The organism is Paenibacillus sp. sgz302114 (assembly GCF_056120345.1).
On record NZ_JBVYOI010000001.1, the window covers coordinates 1 to 20,155 of the forward strand.

Consider the following 20,155-nt stretch of genomic DNA (forward strand, 5'->3'; position numbering starts at 1 on the left):
AAATACAGTCCCTGCGGTATCCTTTACGTTCTCTGAGACATTTTGGGAATTTCGTTTGTTGTTTGGTTAGACATTTTTTTCACCTCCTAAACATCTTTAAGTTGTGTAAAAAAAATATGTTATTCAGATAAATTAGACGAAGTTAATTAAGGGTTTTGTTTTTATTAATTCTTCACACCCTAAGTGATTCAATTTTTTTGAAAAAGTTTTGCCTTCATTTCACAGGTACAATAGTTAAAAACAAGAAGGCAACCGACCAGAAGCGAGGTTGCCTTTGTTCAGCTAACGGGCACCTTAGTTTAAAACAACAAGCCTGGCTTGTTGTTGAAGTAGTGGGCAGGAGTTTAAACATATTTAAATTCGAATTACATGACAATGAGCATGGAGGAACTTCGCCTGCGTTGAAACGGTGCGTCGTGGCCTCTCCATGCTCGTTTTTTTGTTAAGTGTTGCTCGAAAACTCCGGCTTCAGGGTATCTATCCTTCCCCACATCTGCCGACGTAGTACAATTCCAACGAAACCGATTATCCCAACCGCGAGTCCGACGATTAAGAAAGTGCGGCTTGCTCCCAATAGACCAATCATCGCGCCGCCGCTGAGCGGAGCGATGACGAAGATGACGCTGCTTAAGGATTCAAATATGCCACTGACGCGGCCTACGGCTTCGGGCGGCGTTTCTTTCTGCAGAATATAGTTCATGCCGGAGGAGGTAAAGCCGGTACCGATCCCTCCAATGAAAAATACCAGCAGCATGAGCCCAAGTGGGCTTTCTTGCTGGAAAGTACCGGCTGTCGCGAACATCAGGCCGATCAACGCCACGCCTCCTCCGAGCAGCCTTCCGTACGCCGTAATCTCTTGGTACCGGCGAAGCCAAGTTACACTGGCGAGTCCGCCAGCACCGATTGCGGTCACGAGCCAGCCCATCAAATCGGGTTGTTCCGGCGCAATCTCGCGGAAGAGAACGGCGAATTGGGCATCAATCATTTGGATACCGGCCAGCCCGATCAAACTGAAGAGAAGACTCATGCGCAAGATGCGGCTGTGCCAGAGAAAGCGCCATCCTTCTCGCCATTCGCCCCGCAGCCCCCTCTTCTCCTCGGTTGCGGCGGCCGGTACGCGCCCATCGACGGCGGGGACTAGAAGGAGCAAGAAGGCGGATATGACGAAGCAGCCCGCGTTGACCGCCATGCTGACGGAGGGGGAGAATGCAGATGCCGCGGAGGCGCCAAGCAGGGGGCCGAGTATTTTGGACAATTGGAAGACGGCTCCGTTAAGGGAGGTTGCCTGCAAGAGCTGATCCGGTGCAACAATGGCTCGAGTCATCGATTGTTGTGCAGGAAAGTGAAAGACGCGAGCGGTCGATCGAATTGCGATCAAGCCGAGAAGAACACCCGCGTTAGGAGCGAAGATAAGCATGACGGTTAATCCCGAGCGCAGGAGATCGGTAACGATCATCAGGTTCCGTTTGTTCCAGCGATCAGCCAAAATTCCTGCCAGCTGGCTGAATGCAATTCCGGGCACGGCAAAACATAGAGGCAGCAGAGCGATCGTCATCGCGTCTGCCTTCCAAATGAAGCCGAGAAGAATCGTAACTGCCATAAAGTCAAAATAGTCGCCGAAAGCCGAGATGCCGTAAGCGGCGAACATTTTTGTGAACGAGCGGTTTTTTCTTAACATCGGAAAGACAACCCCCTGAATAAAATCGTTATGATTCAATCGTATCAGGGGATTGTCAGAGAATGATCAGAGATGAATTCTAAACAACGCCTCTGTACGAGGCAGCAGCCATTCAAAACGGTAACGCACAGCAAGCTGGTCCCACTGTCGTTGATATGCCAGCCGATAAGTTTCGTCGCACTCGTGGATGGAGAGAAATCGCAGCATTGTATTTAAGCTAGATAGCAGATGGGGGAAGAACTCCGTATGGCGAAGCGTCTCCACCCCTTCATCCAGAGCAAGCCTCGCGGCGGGAATGTCTCCTTGCCGGTATAGGAGCATAGCCAGTGCCACAAGATAAGCTCCCCGCTCGCGTTTGATCGGATGATGTATCAGGAGCTTATCGCATTCGCGGAGCTTGGCGTCTGCAGTCTCGAGGTTACCCGTCCATATCGCCAGATACGTCTCCTTAAGCAGGAAGACCGCCTTGAAGCTAGGGGAGTTGAGCGCTTCAATCTCCTGCCGGATCGCTTCGAGATCGTTTCGTGCATTAACCGGCTTGCCGGCTTCCGTATAGAGGAGAATGAGGCTTAGCTGCAAGTCATGCCGCCATTCCAGTGTGTTGATGTTGTCTTTGCCAAGAAGCTTTACGATGTAAGGGAGTGTAGCTGCAGGCTCCGGTTGAATGATGGAGTGGATATATACGGCATAAGTCAACTTCTGCCAGAGGGAAATGCTGTCAGTTGTTAGGAGCCATTCGAAATCGCCGCGAATAAAACGCAGATAGGCGTCATTATAAGGGTCTCCGGGCAAGCTTAGAACCTCACGGTTCTCTGCCAGCAGCTGCATGGCCGCTCCCATGCCAAGGCCGTGATACCTGGAGAATAAACGCTTTACGTCCACCGCGAACTGTTCGTCGAAGCTTAGAGGATTAACTTTCGATTCGGGAGTGCAGCGCATGAGCTTGTAGCCCTGGCCGCGGACGGTCTCAACGCGGAGCAGGTGGTTCCAGCAGGCCAATTTTCTCCGAACACGGTAGATGTGGTCATCTACGGTCCGGTCGGTCGGTGCTTCCATTGGCCATACGGCATCAAGCAAGGCCTCCCGGGTGAACAAGCGTCCAGCATGCTCGTAGAGAAATCGGAAGAGCGCGAACTCCTTGGGCAGGAGATGCACGTGTTCTCCCGCATATGCGACTTGATAAGTATCCGAATTGAATTGAATCATGTGAGACTCCCTGCCCTTTCACCGTACGCTTGCCAATACTTCTTTTCTTGATGATGGCATGGAGGGTCTGAGAAAGCAAGCGAATGTCTTCCAGCTTTTGCAAATGGTATGTTGCGACAGCAGCTAGTCCAGAGAGGTAACTCAGGTGTCCAAAGAAAAATAAAGTATTGAATCGGAATAAAGTGTTGGAATCGAAAAATAAAGTTGTAGACTGATGAAACAAAGTTTAAAAACTGGCGCCGCTTCATTGAGCTAAGGGACAATCGCAGACGATGAGTACACTCATTTTGTTGAATGGGATGACTGTATTTTAATCAGCAGTTTTGCTCATGACCATCCGATGAGATTGGATAAGACAAGCTATTTTGACAGGACTGACTGTGAAGTGTCAATAAATCACTTACACTTGGAAAATCTCTCGATTGCACTTGATATCATTTACGAATGGAAAAAATTATTTCAGAGTAACTATCCAGAGAAATCATTTATCATTGTAGTGAGTTGTGACGTTAATGGTAAGGAAGCTGTAATTCGCAACAGCCTGCAGAAGACTGCCGTTTCTCAACTAAAGGGCAGGAGAGTTACATGTGAAACGAGAACAAAGATTGGTGAAGAATAATGCAATTTGCATACGATCTACGATCAATCGGCTGGGCAAACGTATTACTCGAAATAAACGACCAAAAACTCTACATTGACCCAAGTTATGGAGGCGATCGCAAAATGGAGTCGAGCTGCGTCTTCTGTGAAATTGTCGACAGAAAACTTCCGGCAAAAGTAGAATATGAGGATGACCAAGTTATCGTATTTCACTGTAAAGACCCTTCTGCCCCTGTTCATTTGTTGGCTGTTCCGAAAAAGCACATTCCAACCTTGATGAACGTAGAAGAAGCGGAATTACCTGTCATCTCTCATATTCATAAGATTGCACAGCAAATGTACCGTCAGTTTAATCTCGAAGGAATGAGTATGAATAATAACTGCGGGGAAAAAAGCGGGCAGGATGTGTTTCACATCCATTACCATATCAAGGGATGGCAATAGTGGAAATCAAATAGCACAAAAACAGGCTGCCAAGATTGGCGGTCTGTTCCGTTAACGGGAGGTATATAGAACAGACTTTAAATTAAAATAAAAAGATCAATTAACAACAACAAAGTAATAATAAACGATACTAATTTATTGTAAAACAATAAAAAATATGTTAGAATCATTTCATAATTAGTTTAGCGAGGTGCTCTTTATGAAACGAGGAACAACACTCTTTTTGAAGATGGCTGATATTCTTATGGGGATCCCAGTTCTTGCATTCTGCATATTTTTGGTGCCAAGGATCGGGACTTTTGCTGGGGAATCGTATCCAGATATTGCATATATGAAATCACTCGTATTAATCGATATGTACGCGGCAGCGATACCTTTTTACTTCGCTTTGTATCAAGCTTTTAAGGTTTTAAACTACATTGATAAGAACCAAGCATTCTCGGAATTATCCGTAAAGGCTTTAAAAAATATAAAATACTGTGCCGTCACAATCAGTATCGTGTACCTGTTAGGCATGCCGCTTTACTACCTCATGGCGCAGAAAGTTGACCCTCCAAGCTTCATGCCAATGGGATCGGTCATTATTTTCGCCTCTATGGTAATCGCCGTATTCGCTGCTGTTCTCCAAAGACTTTTACAAGAAGCTATTCTTATAAAATCAGAATCTGATTTGACGATCTGAGGTGAATATCATGGCGATTATTATCAATATTGATGTGATGCTGGCAAAGAAGAAAATGAGCGTAACCGAGCTTTCGGAGAGGGTTGGAATTACGATGGCGAATCTCTCTATTCTGAAGAATGGGAAAGCAAAAGCGGTTCGTTTTTCAACTTTAGAAGCGATATGTAAGACGCTGGATTGTCAGCCTGGTGATATTTTGGAGTATAAAAGCAACGAAGAAACTCAATAAAAAAGACAACAAACAAGCCATGCACCCGTAAGGGCACATGGCTTGTTTGTTAATTAGCCAGAAGTCGTCGCGAGCTTCTTCGCATTCTCCCGGAGTTCCTCGACCAGCTGCGGCCACCATTCCTTGTGCTCTGACCATGCCTCCGTCTTTTTTGCCGCCTCCGACCATACTTTCATGGCTTGATCCGCAATTTCCGTCGTCGCCGTCAAGCTGCCGTAATCCGGTACGAGCCACTTGCGACCGATCTGGGCATGCAATACCTCGTCTGCCCAATCATAATCCTGGATCAGCTTGGCGATGGGGTTGCCCGTATCCTTGGCGATTTCCCATTCCTTCTGCTTGCCGGTCTGTTTCGGCATGAGGCTTTGCTCGATCCGCCACAGAATAAGATGTGCCTCTGTAGGGCTGAGATCCGTGTTCAGAATCATGGACGCTCCCATCGGAATCGGATATTTATAGAACGGAACGCCGCCGTAATAGAGGCCAATTTCTCCGAGCATCGCATGCCGTGTTTCATCCCACAGCTGTCGGCTTAGATCGGTATAGTACTCCCAAGGTTTGCCTTCGATTTTGTATAAAATAGGCCCCATCCATTCTGGCACGTCCATTTCCCGGAGCCGTTTGTAGACGAGAGAATACGCGCGCTCTTCCGGAGAGCAGCTGTCGTCCCAGAAATACGCATCAATTTGCGCGGATGTATTGTAAGGGTCAATAAACCGTTCATCTCTTCTCGGCGCAGGGTCCATCTCGTACTTCTGCCCGTCGGAGCGCGGCGTCAGCGCACACGCTACTAGCGTGTCATCGCCGAACATGCCCCCGGCTTCATTAAGGAATGTTTGGAGATGCTGCTCCCACTGCTCTGCATGACGCTCCTTCTCAGGAGAATCGACCAGTGCGGCCAGCGCCTGCTCACCCCATGCCAGCATTTCCTCTTGATCCTGCAGCATTCCTCGCAGCAGACGGTAGGTAGGATGCTCTGCAATCCGGTTCATCTCATCAAGATAACGGTTAATCGCCTTGATGATCTCCGCGCGAATGACGCGATAAAATCCGACGAGCAGCTCGATCGTATCATCGCCGCGGATCGCTTCGTCAAGCCAGACGCGAAGCTTCTCATCAGGCACTTGGTCAAGACCGAGAGGCGGCTCGCGCATCTCGGACACTCGTTTGCGGATGGCGGCGCTGTGTTCGGCGTCGAGCCACAGATGATAGCCGAAGGCGCATTTCACTTCCCACTCGGGCACGCGTGCCAGATGGGCGGCCAGCATTTGATTGAGTCCTTTAGAAATATAGTTAAACCGTTTCAGTAGATCGACGCTTCGGTCAACGGTGAATCCGGGCTTGCATGCATCTTCGTACGTACAAATGCCAGCAAGAGGAGGTATTCCTTTATTGTCAATAACCGTTCTCTTCAATGCATGCCACTCCCTTATGGATACAATAATAACTTTATTATAGTAGCCTCTTTGGAGTTATTCTTGGTCTAAACGAGCTTATTTCTTTGTCAAAAACAGTTATAGATACAAAAAAACGCCGGTAACCTTTAACCAGGTAACCAGCGTTTCCGTATTAGCGTTTCGGCATCTTGCTCGTATCCATGTACAGCAGGTTCCAGCGGTGACCGTCCAAGTCGGCAAATCCTGCACCGTACATCCAGCCTTCAATTTCACTAGGCTTGCCAAAGATGCTTCCTCCGGCAAGCTCTACTTTTTGAATAAAGGCATCTACTGCTTCTCTGCTATCAGCGCCGATGGAAAATATGACTTCCGCGCTATTGGAAGTATCTGCGGTTTTTGCACCCGTATATTTCTCAAAGGCCGCATTCGGGAACAGCAGAATCGTGGTTTGACCAATAGCAAGCTTGGCTCTCTCGTTACCAAAGCTCACCGCATCGAGTCCAATCTCATTGAAAAAGGCAGTTGACCTCTCGACATTGTTGACCGGCAGGTTAATCCAAATCTCCTGTGACATCGTGTGCCCTCCTGGAATATATTTTCAATTACTCCTACTATACTCTAGTTTGGGCAGCGGAAGCGAATCTAACTCTAACTTAGACCCGCAGCCCTTTTTGGGGTTTGCAGGAACGGTCAACATGTACAATAATGAACAAGAGATCACTAGTAGAGGATGAGGAAATATGGACTTTACGCCATTGTCCCAGTTTATCGATCGCATCACCTCCTGGCGCATTCCGTGGGCGGAAGTGCTTGTAATGCACCACAATGAGACGGTCTTCCGCTACCGTGCAGGCTATGCCGACCTGGAAGCGAAGACACCAATTGATGAGGACAGAATTATCTATCTCTATTCGCTGACGAAAATACTGACGTGCACGGCCGCGCTTCAGTTGGTAGAAAAGGGAGCGATGCTGCTCGGCGACTCTATCTCTACCTATCTGCCAGAGTTTGCCGAGGTAGTTGTGGGCAAGAAGCAGACGGAGGGTGGCGTTATAACGGAGTTGGCGGATCGTCCGATAACGGTTCGTGATCTGTTCACGATGACGGCCGGCTTCTCCTACGACCTCGCTTCACCTTCTATTCGGGAGGCAATGGAACGCACGAATGGGAGGATGCCGACCCGCGAGTTTGCTAAAGCGCTCGCCAAAGAGCCGCTGCTGTTCGAGCCGGGGACCCGGTGGAACTACAGCCTGTGCCATGACGTACTTGCAGCGCTCGTTGAGGAGGTCAGCGGAAGGCGGTTCAGCACATACGTGCGTGAAGAAATTACTGAGCCGCTAGGTATGCTGGACACTGGCTTCCATCTATCGGAAGCGCAGCTTAGCCGTCTTGCGCCGCAATATGAATTCAATGATGCGCTTGGCAAGGCCGTGCGGATGGACGGCAACTGGTATCGCATCGGCACGGAGTTCGACAGCGGCGGAGCAGGCCTGCTGTCAACCGTAAGCGATTATTCGCTTTTCCTGAACGCGCTGACCAATCGCGGCACAAGCCCGGAGGGCATGCGGATCTTGTCACCTGCCAGCGTCGATCTGATGAGGACAGACCATCTAACCGAGCACACGCGGAGCGACTACAACTGGGAGCATCACGCCGGTTACGGTTATGGGCTTGGTGTAAGAACCCATGTCTCTAAAGCGGGTAGCGGTTCATTGTCCCCGCTAGGCGAATTCGGCTGGAGTGGCGCGGCCGGGAGCTTCGCGATCATCGATCCCGAGTCGCAGTTGACCGTCATGTATGCGCAGCATTTGATAAACAATCAGGAGCCTTACGTACATCCTCGATTAAAAAATATCGTGTACTCCTGCCTGTCATGAGGCAGCCGGACAGAGCTGCCGATTTCGGTGGCTTCTTCGTGCATGGAGTTCGAATCAGGAGCGATTGTTATGAACGATTCCAAGCTCAATGAATACCGGATGCTGAACCAGCACGCCAAAAAAGGGCAAATCTTATTTGTAGGATCTTCGCTAATGGAAGGATTTCCAATCTATGAAATGCAGCTGACGTTGAATCTTGGTCTTGATCTTGTCATCTATAATCGTGGAATTGGCGGTACGACGACCGCGGATCTGCTGCAATCGATGGATGCCTGTATTTTTGATTTGGAGCCAAGCAAGCTCTTTATTAATATCGGCTCGAATGATATCGGAGCCTCTGGGAATGACGGGTACAGCAAGGATACGCTGCTTGCGAATTACACTAACATTTTGGATCAGATTAGAGAGCGATTGCCACAGTGCGAAGTGTTCGTGATGGCCTACTATCCGATCAATGCGGAAGCGGACTTCGGAATTGATGAAATCGATAAGATACCGATGTTTGCCACCCGAACAAACGCCAACATTCTAGAGGCGAACGAAGCGATCGAACGATTAGCCAAGCAGCATGGATTTTCATTCATAAACGTGAACGATGGCTTAACAGATGAGACAGGAAATTTGAAGCCGGAATTCACCGTGGAAGGCATTCATTTATGGCCGAATGCCTATACGGTCATTCTGAATAATTTGAGAAGGTATTTATAAATTCAGACCTAAGTTATATTTCACTTACTCATACTCGAAGGAGACTCCAAATTCATGCCCGAAAAGAACTTCCTATCATCTCTCTTAAACGGCCAGTCGTTTCAACCAACCGGATCGAAGCTGGTCATTGCAGATTGGAAAGCCGAAGGGACGCCGGAGGGCTGTGAACCGATGCCAATTGCGCCGCTGCACCGGCATCTTGTTGATGATGAAGCGTGGTATGTACTCGAGGGACGGCTAGCTTTCCAAATTGATGATGAAATTATCGAAGCTAGCAGCGGACAAGCGGTCATCGTACCGAGCGGCAAGGCGCATACGTATTGGAACCCGGCGCCAGAAGAAGCACGGTACCTGCTTATTATGACGGGTACGATTAGCACGCTTATCGAAGAGATCCATAGGTCGACCGACCGCAGCTGGGATCGCATGAAGGCGTTGTTCAGCGAATGCGAATCGGAGCTGCTGTAAGCTTCGGCTCGAAGCGTCTAACTCGGTTCCTCAGATCCTCACTTATCACCGCACCAGCCTGTACTAAACGAAAGAGCAGCTTGGAGGAGCTGCTCTTTCATCTGTTAGCGGTAGCGCTTCAGCAAGAGGATACCGCTGATGTCGGATGTTTTTTTGCGGTAGACGATTTTGAAGCCGATGTCGTTATCAAGCAAGCAATTTAAGGCGTTAATGAGCAGGCCTCCTGCAAATAGGCTATTCCCGCAAGGATAAGCGCTGCCGATGACGCGGACTTCTGCGAGCAGAACCGGAGATCAGAGGGTTGCGTGACCAAGTAATAAGAACGAGATCAGGCTGTTGAACTGCTTTTGTACGAGCCATTATAGGGTCCCCCTTTCGAGTATGATCCCTATAGTAAATGCTAGATTCATAGAAAAGGTGCAATGCTTGCGAATGCGAAAGGAACGAGGGAACCGTAAATGCCACGAGGAATTGGAATTGACGGCTGCCGATCAGGGTGGGCGGCGGTAATCATAGAGGACTCACCAGCATCAGCCGAACTGCTGCTAGCCTCTAATATAACGGAGCTATGGGCACTGCTGCAGCCCGAACGCTGCGCAGACATGCTCGTCTTCATCGACATGCCGATCGGTCTTCCGGAGGGGGAGCAAGGCAGCAATAACACACATTCGCTGCGCATAAGCGACGCCGGTTGCCGGAAGCTGCTGCCGGTGAAGCGCAAGAGCAGCGTGTTTAACACGCCGACCAGGCAGGCGACGTATTCGGAGACGCCATCGGAGACGAATTTTGCAATCGTGCAGAAGAAGCTGTCCAATCAATCGGAGAACATTATCCCGAAGATAAGAGAAGTGGATCTGTTCATGAAGGCGAATCTCCCATATGGAATTCAGCATCTCATGGAGGAATCGCACCCCGAGCTGAATTTTCAGCGGTTCAATGGGAATATAGAACTCGGGCATAACAAGAAGGCAAAGGAAGGGATTGCCGAACGCGCCTTTATTTTGCAAAACGCCGGCATTCCCGCAGCAGTAATAGAGTCCATGCTCAGCCATGCGAGGTCGAATGCAGTCGCGAAGGACGATATTCTGGACGCAGCCGTGCTTGCGTTAGCGGCTTTCAGCATCAGCTCCGGTATCCGGACCAAACTGAAAGTGTCTCCGAGCGAGCAGTACGATTATGCCGGTGAACTCGAAATGAACATTAGCTACTGTTAAAGGTGGTGGCGAATATATATAAAAGGAGCCCGACGACCAAGCCGTCAGGCTCCTTTTTGCATTATTTCAACGTACTAGCGATACCTTCAATATGCGAGAATGTCGAATTAAGTTCTTCAAGTCCAGCGCTGTGCTGGGCAGTGATGGCGGCGATTTGCTGCATCGCATTATTCAATTCTTCATAAGCTTTCAGAATGATTTCAAGCTGATCTTTGCTCGTCTGTGCAGCTTCCTTGCTCTTATCGGACATTTTACGAATCTCGGTAGCGACGATATTGAAGCCTCTGCCATGCTCCCCCGCACGCGCCGCTTCGATAGCAGCGTTGAGGCCAAGCAGGTTCGATTGGGAAGCGACTTCCTCGACGAACAGGAGTGTCTCTTGAATTTGCTGAATGTCTTTCTTCACGACCTGCGTCGATTCCGATACTCCTTGCAGTCGCTGCGTAATTTCGTGCGAGCCGAGCGAGATCTGGTTCGTCGTATCCGACATCCCGGACAGCAGCTCGATCAGCTTCGTCGATGCATCCCGTAGCGAATACATCTGTACCGCCGATGAAATAACTGCAACGATCCCGATCATTTCTTCGTTCTCATCGAAGATGGGAATGCCGACCGATTTGACCGGTACGGGCAGCTTGCCAGCAGGTGCATCTTCCGTCTGGCGAACCTTCGTGTTCATGACTTTCTCTGGGATAAGTCCTTTGAAAGCGCTAATCGGCATGCCAAGCTGCAAGCCAAGATTAACCGTAGTGCCAGGCAAGCTATGGATGAGCTTCTCCGAATCGAAGATAGCGATGTGGGCATCGTCCGGGTACAAAGCTTGAATGCCCTTGGCTAGCGAAATATATTGTTCGAGAATCGTGTGCATCTGGAAGTCCTCCGAAGGTTGAGTTTTTCGTATTTAATAGTTTAATAGATACAGCATATGTTACTAGAATGCGTATTAACCAGTGACCATAGCACTAAAAACTGACATGCTTCGTCAAATTTATGCAGGTGGAGTTCGCTGTACATTTTTCTATCCCTCTGTCACAAAATCCCCCTCTCATTCGCCTTATTTCATGAAGACCACACACGGAGGGTGATTGAGATGCAGATGGAACACTATGATACAGCCGTAATTGGCGGAGGATTGGCAGGATTGCTTGCAGCGCTTGAATTAGCGAAGATGGGACGCTCGGTTATCGTCATTGAGAAGTCGAGCCGGCTCGGCGGGCGGGCGATGACGAATACAGAGCACGGCATTCAATTGAATATGGGCGGTCATGCGCTGTACAAGACGGGGCGCGCCTTTCAGATTTTGCAGGAGCATGGCATTAGTCTTGAGGGTGGGCCACCTTCGACGAAGACGAATGTCATCTGGAACAAGGAGCTGTATTCGTTATCGCCAGATCCAATTAGTATGCTGACCTCGAAGCTGCTGACCTTGTCTGGTAAAATAAACCTGATGCGTCTTATGCTGAAGCTCAGCAAGCTGGACGCGCAGCGGCTGCCTGCGACAATGAGTGTGCGCGAATGGGCAGAGGCGGAAGTGGCTGACCCGAAGGTGAGACATGTTTTCTACGCGCTGTGCAGAACGGCAACCTATACGCTTGATCCCGATTATCAGCTTGCTGCACCTGCGCTTGCGCAAGTGCAGCGCTCGTTGAAGGGCGGCGTGCTCTACATTAATGGAGGCTGGCAGACCATTATTGAGCAGCTGCGGCAGAAGGCGCGGCAAGCAGGGGCGCACATCGTCAGTGGCAGGTCCATTCGTGAGATACAGCATGCTAATGGCCGCGTGCAGAGGCTGGTTTTTGCAGATGGCGAAGAGCTTGCCGTCTCGAACGTGATAAGCACCGCATCGCCATCGGAGAGCGCGAAGCTCGTGCAAGGCGCAGAAGCGACGGCGCTGCAGCGCTGGAAGACGGAAGCGAGGCCGGTAACGGCGGCATGTATGGACCTTGGCTTACGCAAGCTTCCGACCAAAGGGCGGCATCTTGCGCTGGGCCTTGATCAGCCGGTATTCTTCTCCGAGCATTCAGTAGGTGCGAAACTGAGCGATAACGGCGAAGTCGTCGTTCATTTGATTAAATATAATAGTCCCGGAACGTCTGATCCGAAGGCGGATGAGAAGCTGCTGCAGGGGACGATGACGATGCTCCATCCGGGATGGGAGCAGGAGGTCATTGCCAAGCAGTTTCTGCCCCACATCACCGTCGTGCATGATTACCCGCACCGCGGGAAGATGAATACGGCAGTAGGCCCGGAAGTGCCGGAGATTCACGGGTTGTACGTGGCAGGTGACTGGGTGAGTCATGGCGAGCTGCTGGCGGACGCTTCAGCGGCAAGCGCCAGAAGAGCGGCCGAAGCGATTGTTAGTAACCACGATTAATGGTTGGAGGAGGTGCATCCTATGGAACAGACAGAAGGAGCTGGAGCGGCTGCTAAGGCTTATGCTGCCTATAAACCGTTATTGTTTGCGCTAGCCTACCGCATGCTCGGCAGTGTAATGGATGCGGAAGATATCGTGCAAGAAGCTTTTCTCGCGATGAGTGAGATGAAGGTGGAGGACGTCCGGCATCCGAAAGCGTACTTGTGCAAAATCGTCACGAACCGCTGCATCGACCGCCTCCGATCAGCGAGCAAGCAGCGCGAGGTGTATGTTGGTCCTTGGCTGCCAGAGCCGCTAGTGGAGACCAGTCATTCCGCCGATGATGAGCCGTTCAGCTCTTATATGCAGAAGGAGTCGCTGTCGACCGCCTACTTGCTGCTGCTTCAGCAGCTCTCCTGGGTGGAGCGGGCAGTCTTCCTGCTCCGTGAAGTGCTGCAATATGAATACGAGGAGATCGCAGAGATCGTTGGCAAGACCAGCACGAATTGCCGTCAAATCTTCCGCCGGGCGAAGCTTGCGATCAGCGGAATTCCGGAGCAGGAGCGGGAGCTGGCTGGCGTGAATGTAGAGCCGAAGGAGACGACTCTCGTCGAACAGTTCGTGCAGGCGCTATCCTCCGGCAACATGCCGCAGCTGCTAAGCATTGTGAAGGAAGGAGCCGTTCTCTACTCGGATGGCGGCGGCAAAGTAAGGGCAGCGGTTCGACCGATTGTTGGAGCGGATCGCATTGCGGCATTCTTCTTCGGACTGCAGGAGAAGCAGCTTCCGGAAGGGAACAGCTTTGCTTTTGCTCCTGTGAACGGAGCTACCGGAGTTATTGGCTATGCGTACGGACAGCCTTATTTTGTACTGACGGTCGATATCAGGGAGGCGCAGATCGCTTCGTTGTTCCTGGTGGTCAATCCGGATAAGCTGAAGCACTTGGCATCTATTAATGAGTAATTCGAAATAGATTAGTCAATATTGGAGGTGCTTCCTGCTCAAAAGTTGAATTACCAGTTATATTGACTTACGAGAGGGAGAATTTATTTTTACGGGGGTTAACGAAACCAAATGCAGGGGATCGAACTAAGTAGAAGGTTTTATCATGAAATCGTAGAACCGCTGATGCGCGAGTATGTGGCATCGGACGATTATGCCGCAGCATTGATTGGACCAGGCAGTGAAGTGCTTGGCTTCGATACCGAAATGTCGCAGGATCACGACTGGGGACCGCGTGTATGCTTGTTCCTTGGAGATAGCTTTCCAGCTGAGGCGGTGGATGAGCTGCGTGCGCTGCTTGAGAAGCGTGCGCCTGAGCACTTCTATGGCTTTCCGGTGGATGCTTGCATGACGCGCATTACGACTGTAGAGAGCTTTTTGAATAATAGGCTTGGAATAGATTGGAATGCGGCGATCGCGCTGCTCGACTGGCTCACCTTCCCGTCGCAGACGCTGCTTGAGCTAACAAGCGGTGGAGTGTTTAAGGACGGAGCCGGTCAGTTGGAGGAGCTGCGTGAACGGTTCGCCTATTATCCAGATGACATCTGGCTCTATCTGATCACCTGCACCTGGCAGCGGATCGGGCAGGAGGAGCATCTTATGAACCGGGCCGGCTATGTAGGCGACGAGCTTGGCTCCGCCGTCATGGGCTCCCGCATCGTTCGCGATGTGATGAATCTGTGCTTCCTGATGGAGCGGAAGTATGCGCCGTATCCGAAATGGTTCGGGACTGCGTTTAAGCAGCTGAACTGCGCGGAGCAATTGTCACCTCTCCTGTGGGAAGCGCAGACGGCCATGAACTGGAAAGCTCGGGAAGGCGCATTTAATCGCGTGTACCGCATATTGGCCCGGATGCATAACGATTTGGGGCTGACGGAAACGCCGCTCGGGGAGGAAGCGATGCCTTTCTTCACTCGTCCATTCAACGTCATGAATGGCGGCGACATTGCGGTTTCGCTCAGAGAGCGCATCCAGGACAGCGATATCCGCTGGCTGGCGGAGCACCGTCCAATCGGCAGCATCGACCAGATCACGGACAATACCGATGTCCGTAACATGCCGCAATCGCCTTCAAGCCGGGAGCGATTGAAGGCACTTTATAACCGCGCTGAATAACATAAACCCGCCGTCATGCTGCATGACGGCGGGTTTCAGCGTCTGATTGAAGCTGAGGCTGAAATCCTGATACTGATTCGCCGCTGTACACTGCTGCCGCGCGATGTCCGCTTGCACGACGCTCGTACCCGATGTAGCATCGTAGACGTCTATTTTCACAACATTCGCATTGTTTACGGAGTTGTTGTCAACTTTGAGCCGAAACGATACCTTGCGATTACCGACCAATGACAGTTCTTCATTTGAACAAGATTCTGCATTTGGGCATAGAAGGATATCCCGCATCAGCTGCGAATTACTACATGATTCCGTTAATTAATCAACGCTACTAAGCAAAGGGGTTAATTGAATGCAGAAGCAAATGGATTCGAAGTCTAAAATGAAAGCGTATCCGCAAGACGTTCTGTTCGCTAGAGGAGAGCAGCGTGAGTTCAAGCATGATGCAAGAGAAGCCGCTTTTCTGCTTGGCGGTATCGGTACTGGCAATATTTCGCTCGGGGCACGCGGCGAGCTTAGAGATTTTGAAATTTTTAACCGTCCGGGCAAAGGCAATCAGCTCTACTATAGCTTTTTCGCGATTTGGGCGAAGGCGCATGGAGGCGGCGAGCCAATCGCCAAGGTGTTGGAAGCTGAGCTTCAGCCCCCTTATGGGCTGAACGGCAAAGGGTATCATGCCGGCACGATGGCGGGACTGCCGCGGTTGAAAGCATCGAAGCTGCGCGGAGAATATCCGCTGGCAGAGGTGGAGTTCGAGGATGCGTCGCTGCCTGTTAACGTAAAGTTGGAAGCGTTTACGCCATTTATTCCGCTCCATGCGGACGACTCCGGCATTCCTGCGGCTGTGCTCCGCTACAAGGTGAGCAATCCGTCATCGCTGCCGGTCGATGTGTCCATTGTAGGCAGCTTGTCCAATCCGGTTGGTTGGCAGGGACTTGATCGGTTCGACAATACGCTCGTCGCCGAAGTCGGCGTGAACGAGCTGCGTGAGGAAGGGCAAGTGACAGGCGTTCATTTCACCTCGCCGAAGCTGCCTGCTGATCACCTGCGAAATGGCAGCATGAGCCTCATGACAACGGCGGATGATGTGACTATGAAGCCGACTTGGCAGATCGGCAGCTGGTGGGATGGTGCGCACGAGTTTTGGGATGATTTTGCCGAGGATGGAAGGCTCGAGCAAATTCCGGTTGTCGGGAACGGGCAAGTGGCGATTGCGCCGCAATCACGGCTGCGAGTAGGCTCCATTGGCAGCTATGCGACATTGCTCCCTGGCGAAGAGAAGACGTTCGAGTTCGTGCTGGCGTGGCATTTTCCGAACCGGCCTAAGCATTGGGATGAAGATTATCAGATTCAGCCGGGGGAGATCATCCGCAACCATTATGCGACCAAGTTTGCAGATGCTTGGGACGCTGGACGCTACCTAATTGACGAGCTGGATCGTCTGGAGAAGGGCACGCGCTCGTTCCATCAAGCGCTGTTCAGCAGCACATTGCCTGCATATGTTATCGATGCGCTGTCTGCGAACATGACGGTGCTGCGCAGTCCAACCTGCTTCCGTGTCGAAGGGGGCACTTTCTACGCGTTCGAAGGAAGCCATTCGCAGCATGGCAGCTGCCACGGAACCTGTACACATGTATGGAATTATGCGCAGACAGCGGCATTCGTGTTCCCTGAGCTGGAACGAAGCGCGAGAAATGTTGAGTTTCTCATTGAAACAGACGAGACCGGCAATATGGCATTCCGCACGCAGCAGACGTTCGGCATGGGGCGTCAGAACATGCCGCCAGCCGTCGATGGTCAGATGGGCACGATTGTCCGGCTGTATCGCGAGTGGAAGCTAAGCGGCGATCATGATTTCCTGCACGGCTTATGGGAGAAGGCGGGGCTGGCGCTAGATTTTGCATTCGGCCACTGGGATTCGGACGGAGATGGCGTGCTGGACAGCGAGCAGCATAATACGTACGATATTGAGTTCTTTGGACCGAACTCGCTGGCGAACTCGCTCTTCCTCGCAGCGCTGAAGGCTGGTGCCGAGATGGCAGCGTTCGTAGGTGATACGGAGCGAGCAGAGCGATATACAGCGGCGTTCGAGCGCGGGCAGAAGCGGGTCGACGAGCTGCTCTGGAACGGCGAGTACTACGTGCAGCGCATAGACGATGTGAATTCGCATCTGTATCAGTACGGAATCGGCTGCCTGTCGGACCAAGTGTTCGGCCAGTTCCTCGCTCATGTGGCGGGACTTGGTTATATATTGCCGGAAGCGCACGTGAAAGAAGCGGTCGCTTCGATCTTCCGCTACAACTTCCGCACCGACTTCTATGAACATGCCAATGTGCAGCGCACGTATACGCTTAATGATGAACAGGGGCTGCTGCTCTGCTCGTGGCCGCATGGCGGACGTCCGAAGGTTCCATTCGTTTACGCGGACGAAGTGTGGACGGGCATCGAGTACCATGTTGCCGCTCATCTTATCTACGAGGGCATGATTGAGGAAGGGCTAACGCTTGTCAAAGCGGTCCGCGACCGTCATGATGGCTACCGTCGCAATCCGTGGGCGGAGGAAGAGTGCGGCTACCACTATGCGCGTTCACTTGCGAGCTGGGCTGTGCTGCTATCGCTCAGCGGTTTCACCTACGATATGCGTGAAGGGACAATCAGCTTCGCGCCAGTCATTGAACAGGATGATTTCAGCTGCTTCTGGAGCATCGGCACTGCTTGGGGCACGTACCGCCAGCAGAGAAACGCCGAGACAGGGCAACTGGAGAAGTCGCTCGATGTGCTATACGGGGATGCGGGAAGTGTTCGGTTGAAAGGGTAGAAGCAGCATAGATACGAGGGGATTGAACATAGTGGATTTTCGAGAAGCACTGCTTAACTCATTTGAAGACAGCGAGAACGTTATTCTTTGCAACTCCATTCTTGGCATGTCAGACGCCGATCAAATTGTGTCAGACATGAACAACTTCTGTAGAAGTCGATTGAGCAGCCCGATACGCGCCTGTCTACACATTAGCTTTAGCGTCGGCGCATCGTTTGGCTTTGAGCTAGAGAACGGCAATCAAATCTTTGTCAAAGTGCACAGGCCTACATCAGAGGATACGATAACAGCCATTAGCAAACCGTATCTAAGCGCTGTTTCAGGTGTGCAGAGATCCCTTGCGGAGAGCGGATTTCCTTGTCCTCGCGTACTATTAGAGCCTGCGGAGTTAGGTAATGGAATTGCAACCGTTGATGAATTCGCCGCTCCTGGCGAGCTGCGGGATGCCCATGAACCGGCAATTCGGGAAGCAATCGCCTTTACGTTGGCTCGATTGATTAAGAGCACCGAGCCGTATAAGGATACGGAAGGATTTGCTACAGGGAGATTCTGTGCGAGTGAAACGCTGTATCCGATCCCTCACAATGTCTTATTCAACTTTGAGCGAACAGCAGGTGGCGCCGAATGGATCGATGCAATCGCTGACAGGGCTAAAAGAACCGTCAATCGCATCAACGGCAAAGTTGTGCTCGGCCACCTTGATTGGTCGCTGAAGCATTTTCGTTTCAAGGGTAACGATGTTGCGATGGTTTATGATTGGGATAGCTTAAAGCTGGAGGATGAGCTGAACGTGCTCGGAATTGCGGCAGCTACTTTTATGACCACATGGGATATACCTGTAAAGATTACACCGTCTCAAGAAGAGTCGCATGCGTTCGTAAAGGAGTATGAGCAAGCGCGCGGTTCGAAGTTTACTAGCGAAGAGTGGGCTAAAATATCTTCTGCCTCTACCTATGTCATGGCATATGTTTCGCGCTGCGAGCATGCGCTTGACTCAGAGGGCAATAATTACGAGGGTAGCTTCCGGCAGGCGTTAGCATCGATGCGCGGAGATTATTATTTGGATGTATAGCTGTTTAGGGAAGGGAGCTGCTTACCTTGAGAGGGTGGCAGCTCTTTTCTATTTGTACTATTGTTCTAATGTTTGTACCATGCTGGAATGACGCTGTTGAAATTCTGGTGATCGTCTAGTAGGGTACGAATGCGATCCATCATGGAATCAATGTCCTTCGGCACGACCTTCAGCGTCCATGTGATCGTTCCGAATATCGTCATAGCCGCATAGAGCGCGTATAGGTTCCAGAAATCGCCTTGAACTTGGTTGCCGTCAAAATATCCATCGATTTGCCCGATTGAGAATGGAACGCTGACCTCTCGGCTGAAGTAGGCGACCTTAAAGAAATCATGATACGGGTCGCCCCAATCATACCGATTGAAATCGATAGCCGCCGCGTAAGCGCCGTGATGAATGAGCAGATTAGCCGGATGGAAGTCGTCATGTTGAAACCGATTCGTACGATCTTCAAGCAGCGTCAGATGTTTATCGATAAAAGCAATAACGGCAGCTTGCTCGGGAAGCTTCACTCCGCAGCGGAAATACTCCTCCATCTGGCGGTTGTGCTTCGCAATCCGGCGAGTTGACCACGGTTCCATGTGCCCTGGCGCTTCCACATTGTGCATCAAGCGCAGTTCCCGCCCGGCTGCAACTCCCACTTCGTACTGTTCGTTTTCCGACATGGACGGCAGCTTCTCTAAAGCGTCTTCCCCTTCTACATAACGCAGCACCATGTAACATAACTCAAGCTCTTCGAGTGTGCCAAAGGCAATAGGCTCAGAGGTTCTAACGCCAAACGAATGCACGCGTCCAATCGTTTCAAACTCCAGGCGTTTCTTTTCACTCTCATTAATAGAAGCTGTGCGGAGCACATAGGTCGGATTGTCGCTGTTCTCGTAGATGAGATATTTGCCGTCATAGGAGAACCCTTTATGGATCCGTGAAATAGCCGTCGCTGTGCGTAGCTGCGGGATGAAAGCTTGAACATCGGTGAGTTGCATGGGTAGTTGTGCTCCTTTCGACATAGGCGTGTATTTGTAAGTTCAACGCAGTCGGTGGGAAACCCTTCCATGTGAAGTGGTGAGTGGTATGAGTGGAGGCTTATAGGCGGATTATCGGAAGAATGAGGGGAAGAGGGGGACGTGCTACCCTACATAGGCGGAAAATCGGTGAAATGGTAGAAAGAGGGGTACGTGGTACTCTACATTGGTGGAAATCCGGCGTAATGAGGGAAAGAGAGTACTGTAGGTATCTACATTGGCGGAAAACCAGCGGATCGAGTGAAAGAAGCTGGTTAGTTGGACTACATTGG

General features: G+C 50.9%; 21 protein-coding genes. 13 read left to right on the forward strand and 8 right to left on the reverse strand.

Going from position 1 to position 20,155, the window contains the following annotated elements:
- Positions 1–442: 442 nt before the first annotated feature.
- Complete coding sequence (locus tag AC0LWF_RS00005) at positions 443–1,678, reverse strand: MFS transporter (RefSeq protein WP_474649530.1); 1,236 nt, start codon at positions 1,676–1,678, stop codon at positions 443–445.
- 66 nt (positions 1,679–1,744) lie between these two features.
- The gene (locus tag AC0LWF_RS00010; protein WP_474649531.1) at positions 1,745–2,884 is read right to left on the reverse strand and encodes a winged helix-turn-helix domain-containing protein; all 1,140 of its coding nucleotides are present in this window, start codon (positions 2,882–2,884) and stop codon (positions 1,745–1,747) included.
- Between the two features lie 618 nt (positions 2,885–3,502).
- Here AC0LWF_RS00010 and AC0LWF_RS00015 point away from each other — a divergent pair.
- The 3 genes from AC0LWF_RS00015 (at position 3,503) to AC0LWF_RS00025 (ending at position 4,839) form a co-directional block, all read left to right on the forward strand.
- A complete protein-coding gene (locus AC0LWF_RS00015) occupies positions 3,503–3,928 on the forward strand; it encodes an HIT domain-containing protein (protein WP_474649532.1) in 426 nt (141 codons plus the stop codon).
- A 199-nt stretch (positions 3,929–4,127) separates the two neighbouring features.
- Complete coding sequence (locus tag AC0LWF_RS00020) at positions 4,128–4,610, forward strand: DUF2975 domain-containing protein (protein ID WP_474649533.1); 483 nt, start codon at positions 4,128–4,130, stop codon at positions 4,608–4,610.
- A 10-nt stretch (positions 4,611–4,620) separates the two neighbouring features.
- Positions 4,621–4,839 carry a helix-turn-helix domain-containing protein gene (locus AC0LWF_RS00025; protein ID WP_474649534.1) on the forward strand — a complete coding sequence of 73 codons (219 nt, stop codon included), beginning with the start codon at positions 4,621–4,623 and terminating at the stop codon, positions 4,837–4,839.
- 53 nt (positions 4,840–4,892) lie between these two features.
- Here AC0LWF_RS00025 and AC0LWF_RS00030 read toward each other — a convergent pair whose 3' ends face one another.
- Together AC0LWF_RS00030 and AC0LWF_RS00035 are read right to left on the reverse strand one after the other, a co-directional pair.
- Positions 4,893–6,254 (reverse strand): hypothetical protein, encoded by a 1,362-nt coding sequence (locus AC0LWF_RS00030; RefSeq protein ID WP_474649535.1) that lies wholly within the window; start codon positions 6,252–6,254, stop codon positions 4,893–4,895.
- A 154-nt stretch (positions 6,255–6,408) separates the two neighbouring features.
- Positions 6,409–6,810, reverse strand: coding sequence for a VOC family protein (locus tag AC0LWF_RS00035; protein WP_474649536.1), 402 nt, complete (start codon positions 6,808–6,810; stop codon positions 6,409–6,411).
- Between the two features lie 166 nt (positions 6,811–6,976).
- On the opposite strand from AC0LWF_RS00035, the gene AC0LWF_RS00040 reads away from it, so the two are divergent.
- From AC0LWF_RS00040 to AC0LWF_RS00055, 4 genes are all read left to right on the forward strand, one after another.
- Entirely contained in the window at positions 6,977–8,113 is a 1,137-nt protein-coding gene (locus tag AC0LWF_RS00040; protein WP_474649537.1) for a serine hydrolase domain-containing protein, read from the forward strand.
- A 69-nt stretch (positions 8,114–8,182) separates the two neighbouring features.
- Positions 8,183–8,821: a GDSL-type esterase/lipase family protein gene (locus AC0LWF_RS00045; RefSeq protein ID WP_474649538.1), complete on the forward strand. Its 639-nt coding sequence runs from the start codon at positions 8,183–8,185 to the stop codon at positions 8,819–8,821.
- A 54-nt stretch (positions 8,822–8,875) separates the two neighbouring features.
- Positions 8,876–9,289, forward strand: coding sequence for a cupin domain-containing protein (locus AC0LWF_RS00050; protein ID WP_474649539.1), 414 nt, complete (start codon positions 8,876–8,878; stop codon positions 9,287–9,289).
- Positions 9,268–9,492: a hypothetical protein gene (locus AC0LWF_RS00055; RefSeq protein WP_474649540.1), complete on the forward strand. Its 225-nt coding sequence runs from the start codon at positions 9,268–9,270 to the stop codon at positions 9,490–9,492. Before AC0LWF_RS00050 ends, AC0LWF_RS00055 begins: the two co-directional genes overlap by 22 nt.
- Positions 9,493–9,523: 31 nt before the next feature.
- Here the strand turns inward: AC0LWF_RS00055 and AC0LWF_RS00060 are convergent, their stop codons facing one another.
- Positions 9,524–9,649 (reverse strand): hypothetical protein, encoded by a 126-nt coding sequence (locus AC0LWF_RS00060; protein ID WP_474649541.1) that lies wholly within the window; start codon positions 9,647–9,649, stop codon positions 9,524–9,526.
- A gap of 98 nt (positions 9,650–9,747) precedes the next feature.
- Between AC0LWF_RS00060 and AC0LWF_RS00065 the strand changes: the two genes are divergently transcribed.
- Positions 9,748–10,503, forward strand: coding sequence for a DUF429 domain-containing protein (locus AC0LWF_RS00065; RefSeq protein WP_474649542.1), 756 nt, complete (start codon positions 9,748–9,750; stop codon positions 10,501–10,503).
- A gap of 61 nt (positions 10,504–10,564) precedes the next feature.
- Here AC0LWF_RS00065 and AC0LWF_RS00070 read toward each other — a convergent pair whose 3' ends face one another.
- Positions 10,565–11,371 carry a methyl-accepting chemotaxis protein gene (locus AC0LWF_RS00070; protein WP_474649543.1) on the reverse strand — a complete coding sequence of 269 codons (807 nt, stop codon included), beginning with the start codon at positions 11,369–11,371 and terminating at the stop codon, positions 10,565–10,567.
- A 222-nt stretch (positions 11,372–11,593) separates the two neighbouring features.
- On the opposite strand from AC0LWF_RS00070, the gene AC0LWF_RS00075 reads away from it, so the two are divergent.
- The 3 genes from AC0LWF_RS00075 to AC0LWF_RS00085 all read left to right on the forward strand — a co-directional run bounded on the left by AC0LWF_RS00075 (position 11,594) and on the right by AC0LWF_RS00085 (position 14,974).
- On the forward strand, positions 11,594–12,877 hold the full coding sequence (locus tag AC0LWF_RS00075; protein WP_474649544.1) for a phytoene desaturase family protein: 1,284 nt from the start codon (positions 11,594–11,596) through the stop codon (positions 12,875–12,877).
- A gap of 21 nt (positions 12,878–12,898) precedes the next feature.
- On the forward strand, positions 12,899–13,819 hold the full coding sequence (locus tag AC0LWF_RS00080) for an RNA polymerase sigma-70 factor (protein ID WP_474649545.1): 921 nt from the start codon (positions 12,899–12,901) through the stop codon (positions 13,817–13,819).
- 111 nt (positions 13,820–13,930) lie between these two features.
- The gene (locus AC0LWF_RS00085; RefSeq protein ID WP_474649546.1) at positions 13,931–14,974 is read left to right on the forward strand and encodes a DUF4037 domain-containing protein; all 1,044 of its coding nucleotides are present in this window, start codon (positions 13,931–13,933) and stop codon (positions 14,972–14,974) included.
- On the opposite strand, the gene AC0LWF_RS00090 is transcribed toward AC0LWF_RS00085, so the two are convergent.
- Entirely contained in the window at positions 14,930–15,202 is a 273-nt protein-coding gene (locus AC0LWF_RS00090; RefSeq protein WP_474649547.1) for a hypothetical protein, read from the reverse strand. The genes AC0LWF_RS00085 and AC0LWF_RS00090 overlap by 45 nt on opposite strands.
- 121 nt (positions 15,203–15,323) lie before the next feature.
- On the opposite strand from AC0LWF_RS00090, the gene AC0LWF_RS00095 reads away from it, so the two are divergent.
- On the forward strand, positions 15,324–17,789 hold the full coding sequence (locus AC0LWF_RS00095; protein ID WP_474649548.1) for a GH116 family glycosyl-hydrolase: 2,466 nt from the start codon (positions 15,324–15,326) through the stop codon (positions 17,787–17,789).
- Positions 17,790–17,820: 31 nt separating this feature from the next.
- On the forward strand, positions 17,821–18,861 hold the full coding sequence (locus AC0LWF_RS00100; protein WP_474649549.1) for an aminoglycoside phosphotransferase/kinase family protein: 1,041 nt from the start codon (positions 17,821–17,823) through the stop codon (positions 18,859–18,861).
- Between the two features lie 65 nt (positions 18,862–18,926).
- Here the strand turns inward: AC0LWF_RS00100 and AC0LWF_RS00105 are convergent, their stop codons facing one another.
- Complete coding sequence (locus AC0LWF_RS00105; RefSeq protein WP_474649550.1) at positions 18,927–19,844, reverse strand: aminoglycoside phosphotransferase family protein; 918 nt, start codon at positions 19,842–19,844, stop codon at positions 18,927–18,929.
- Between the last annotated feature and the right edge of the window lie 311 nt (positions 19,845–20,155).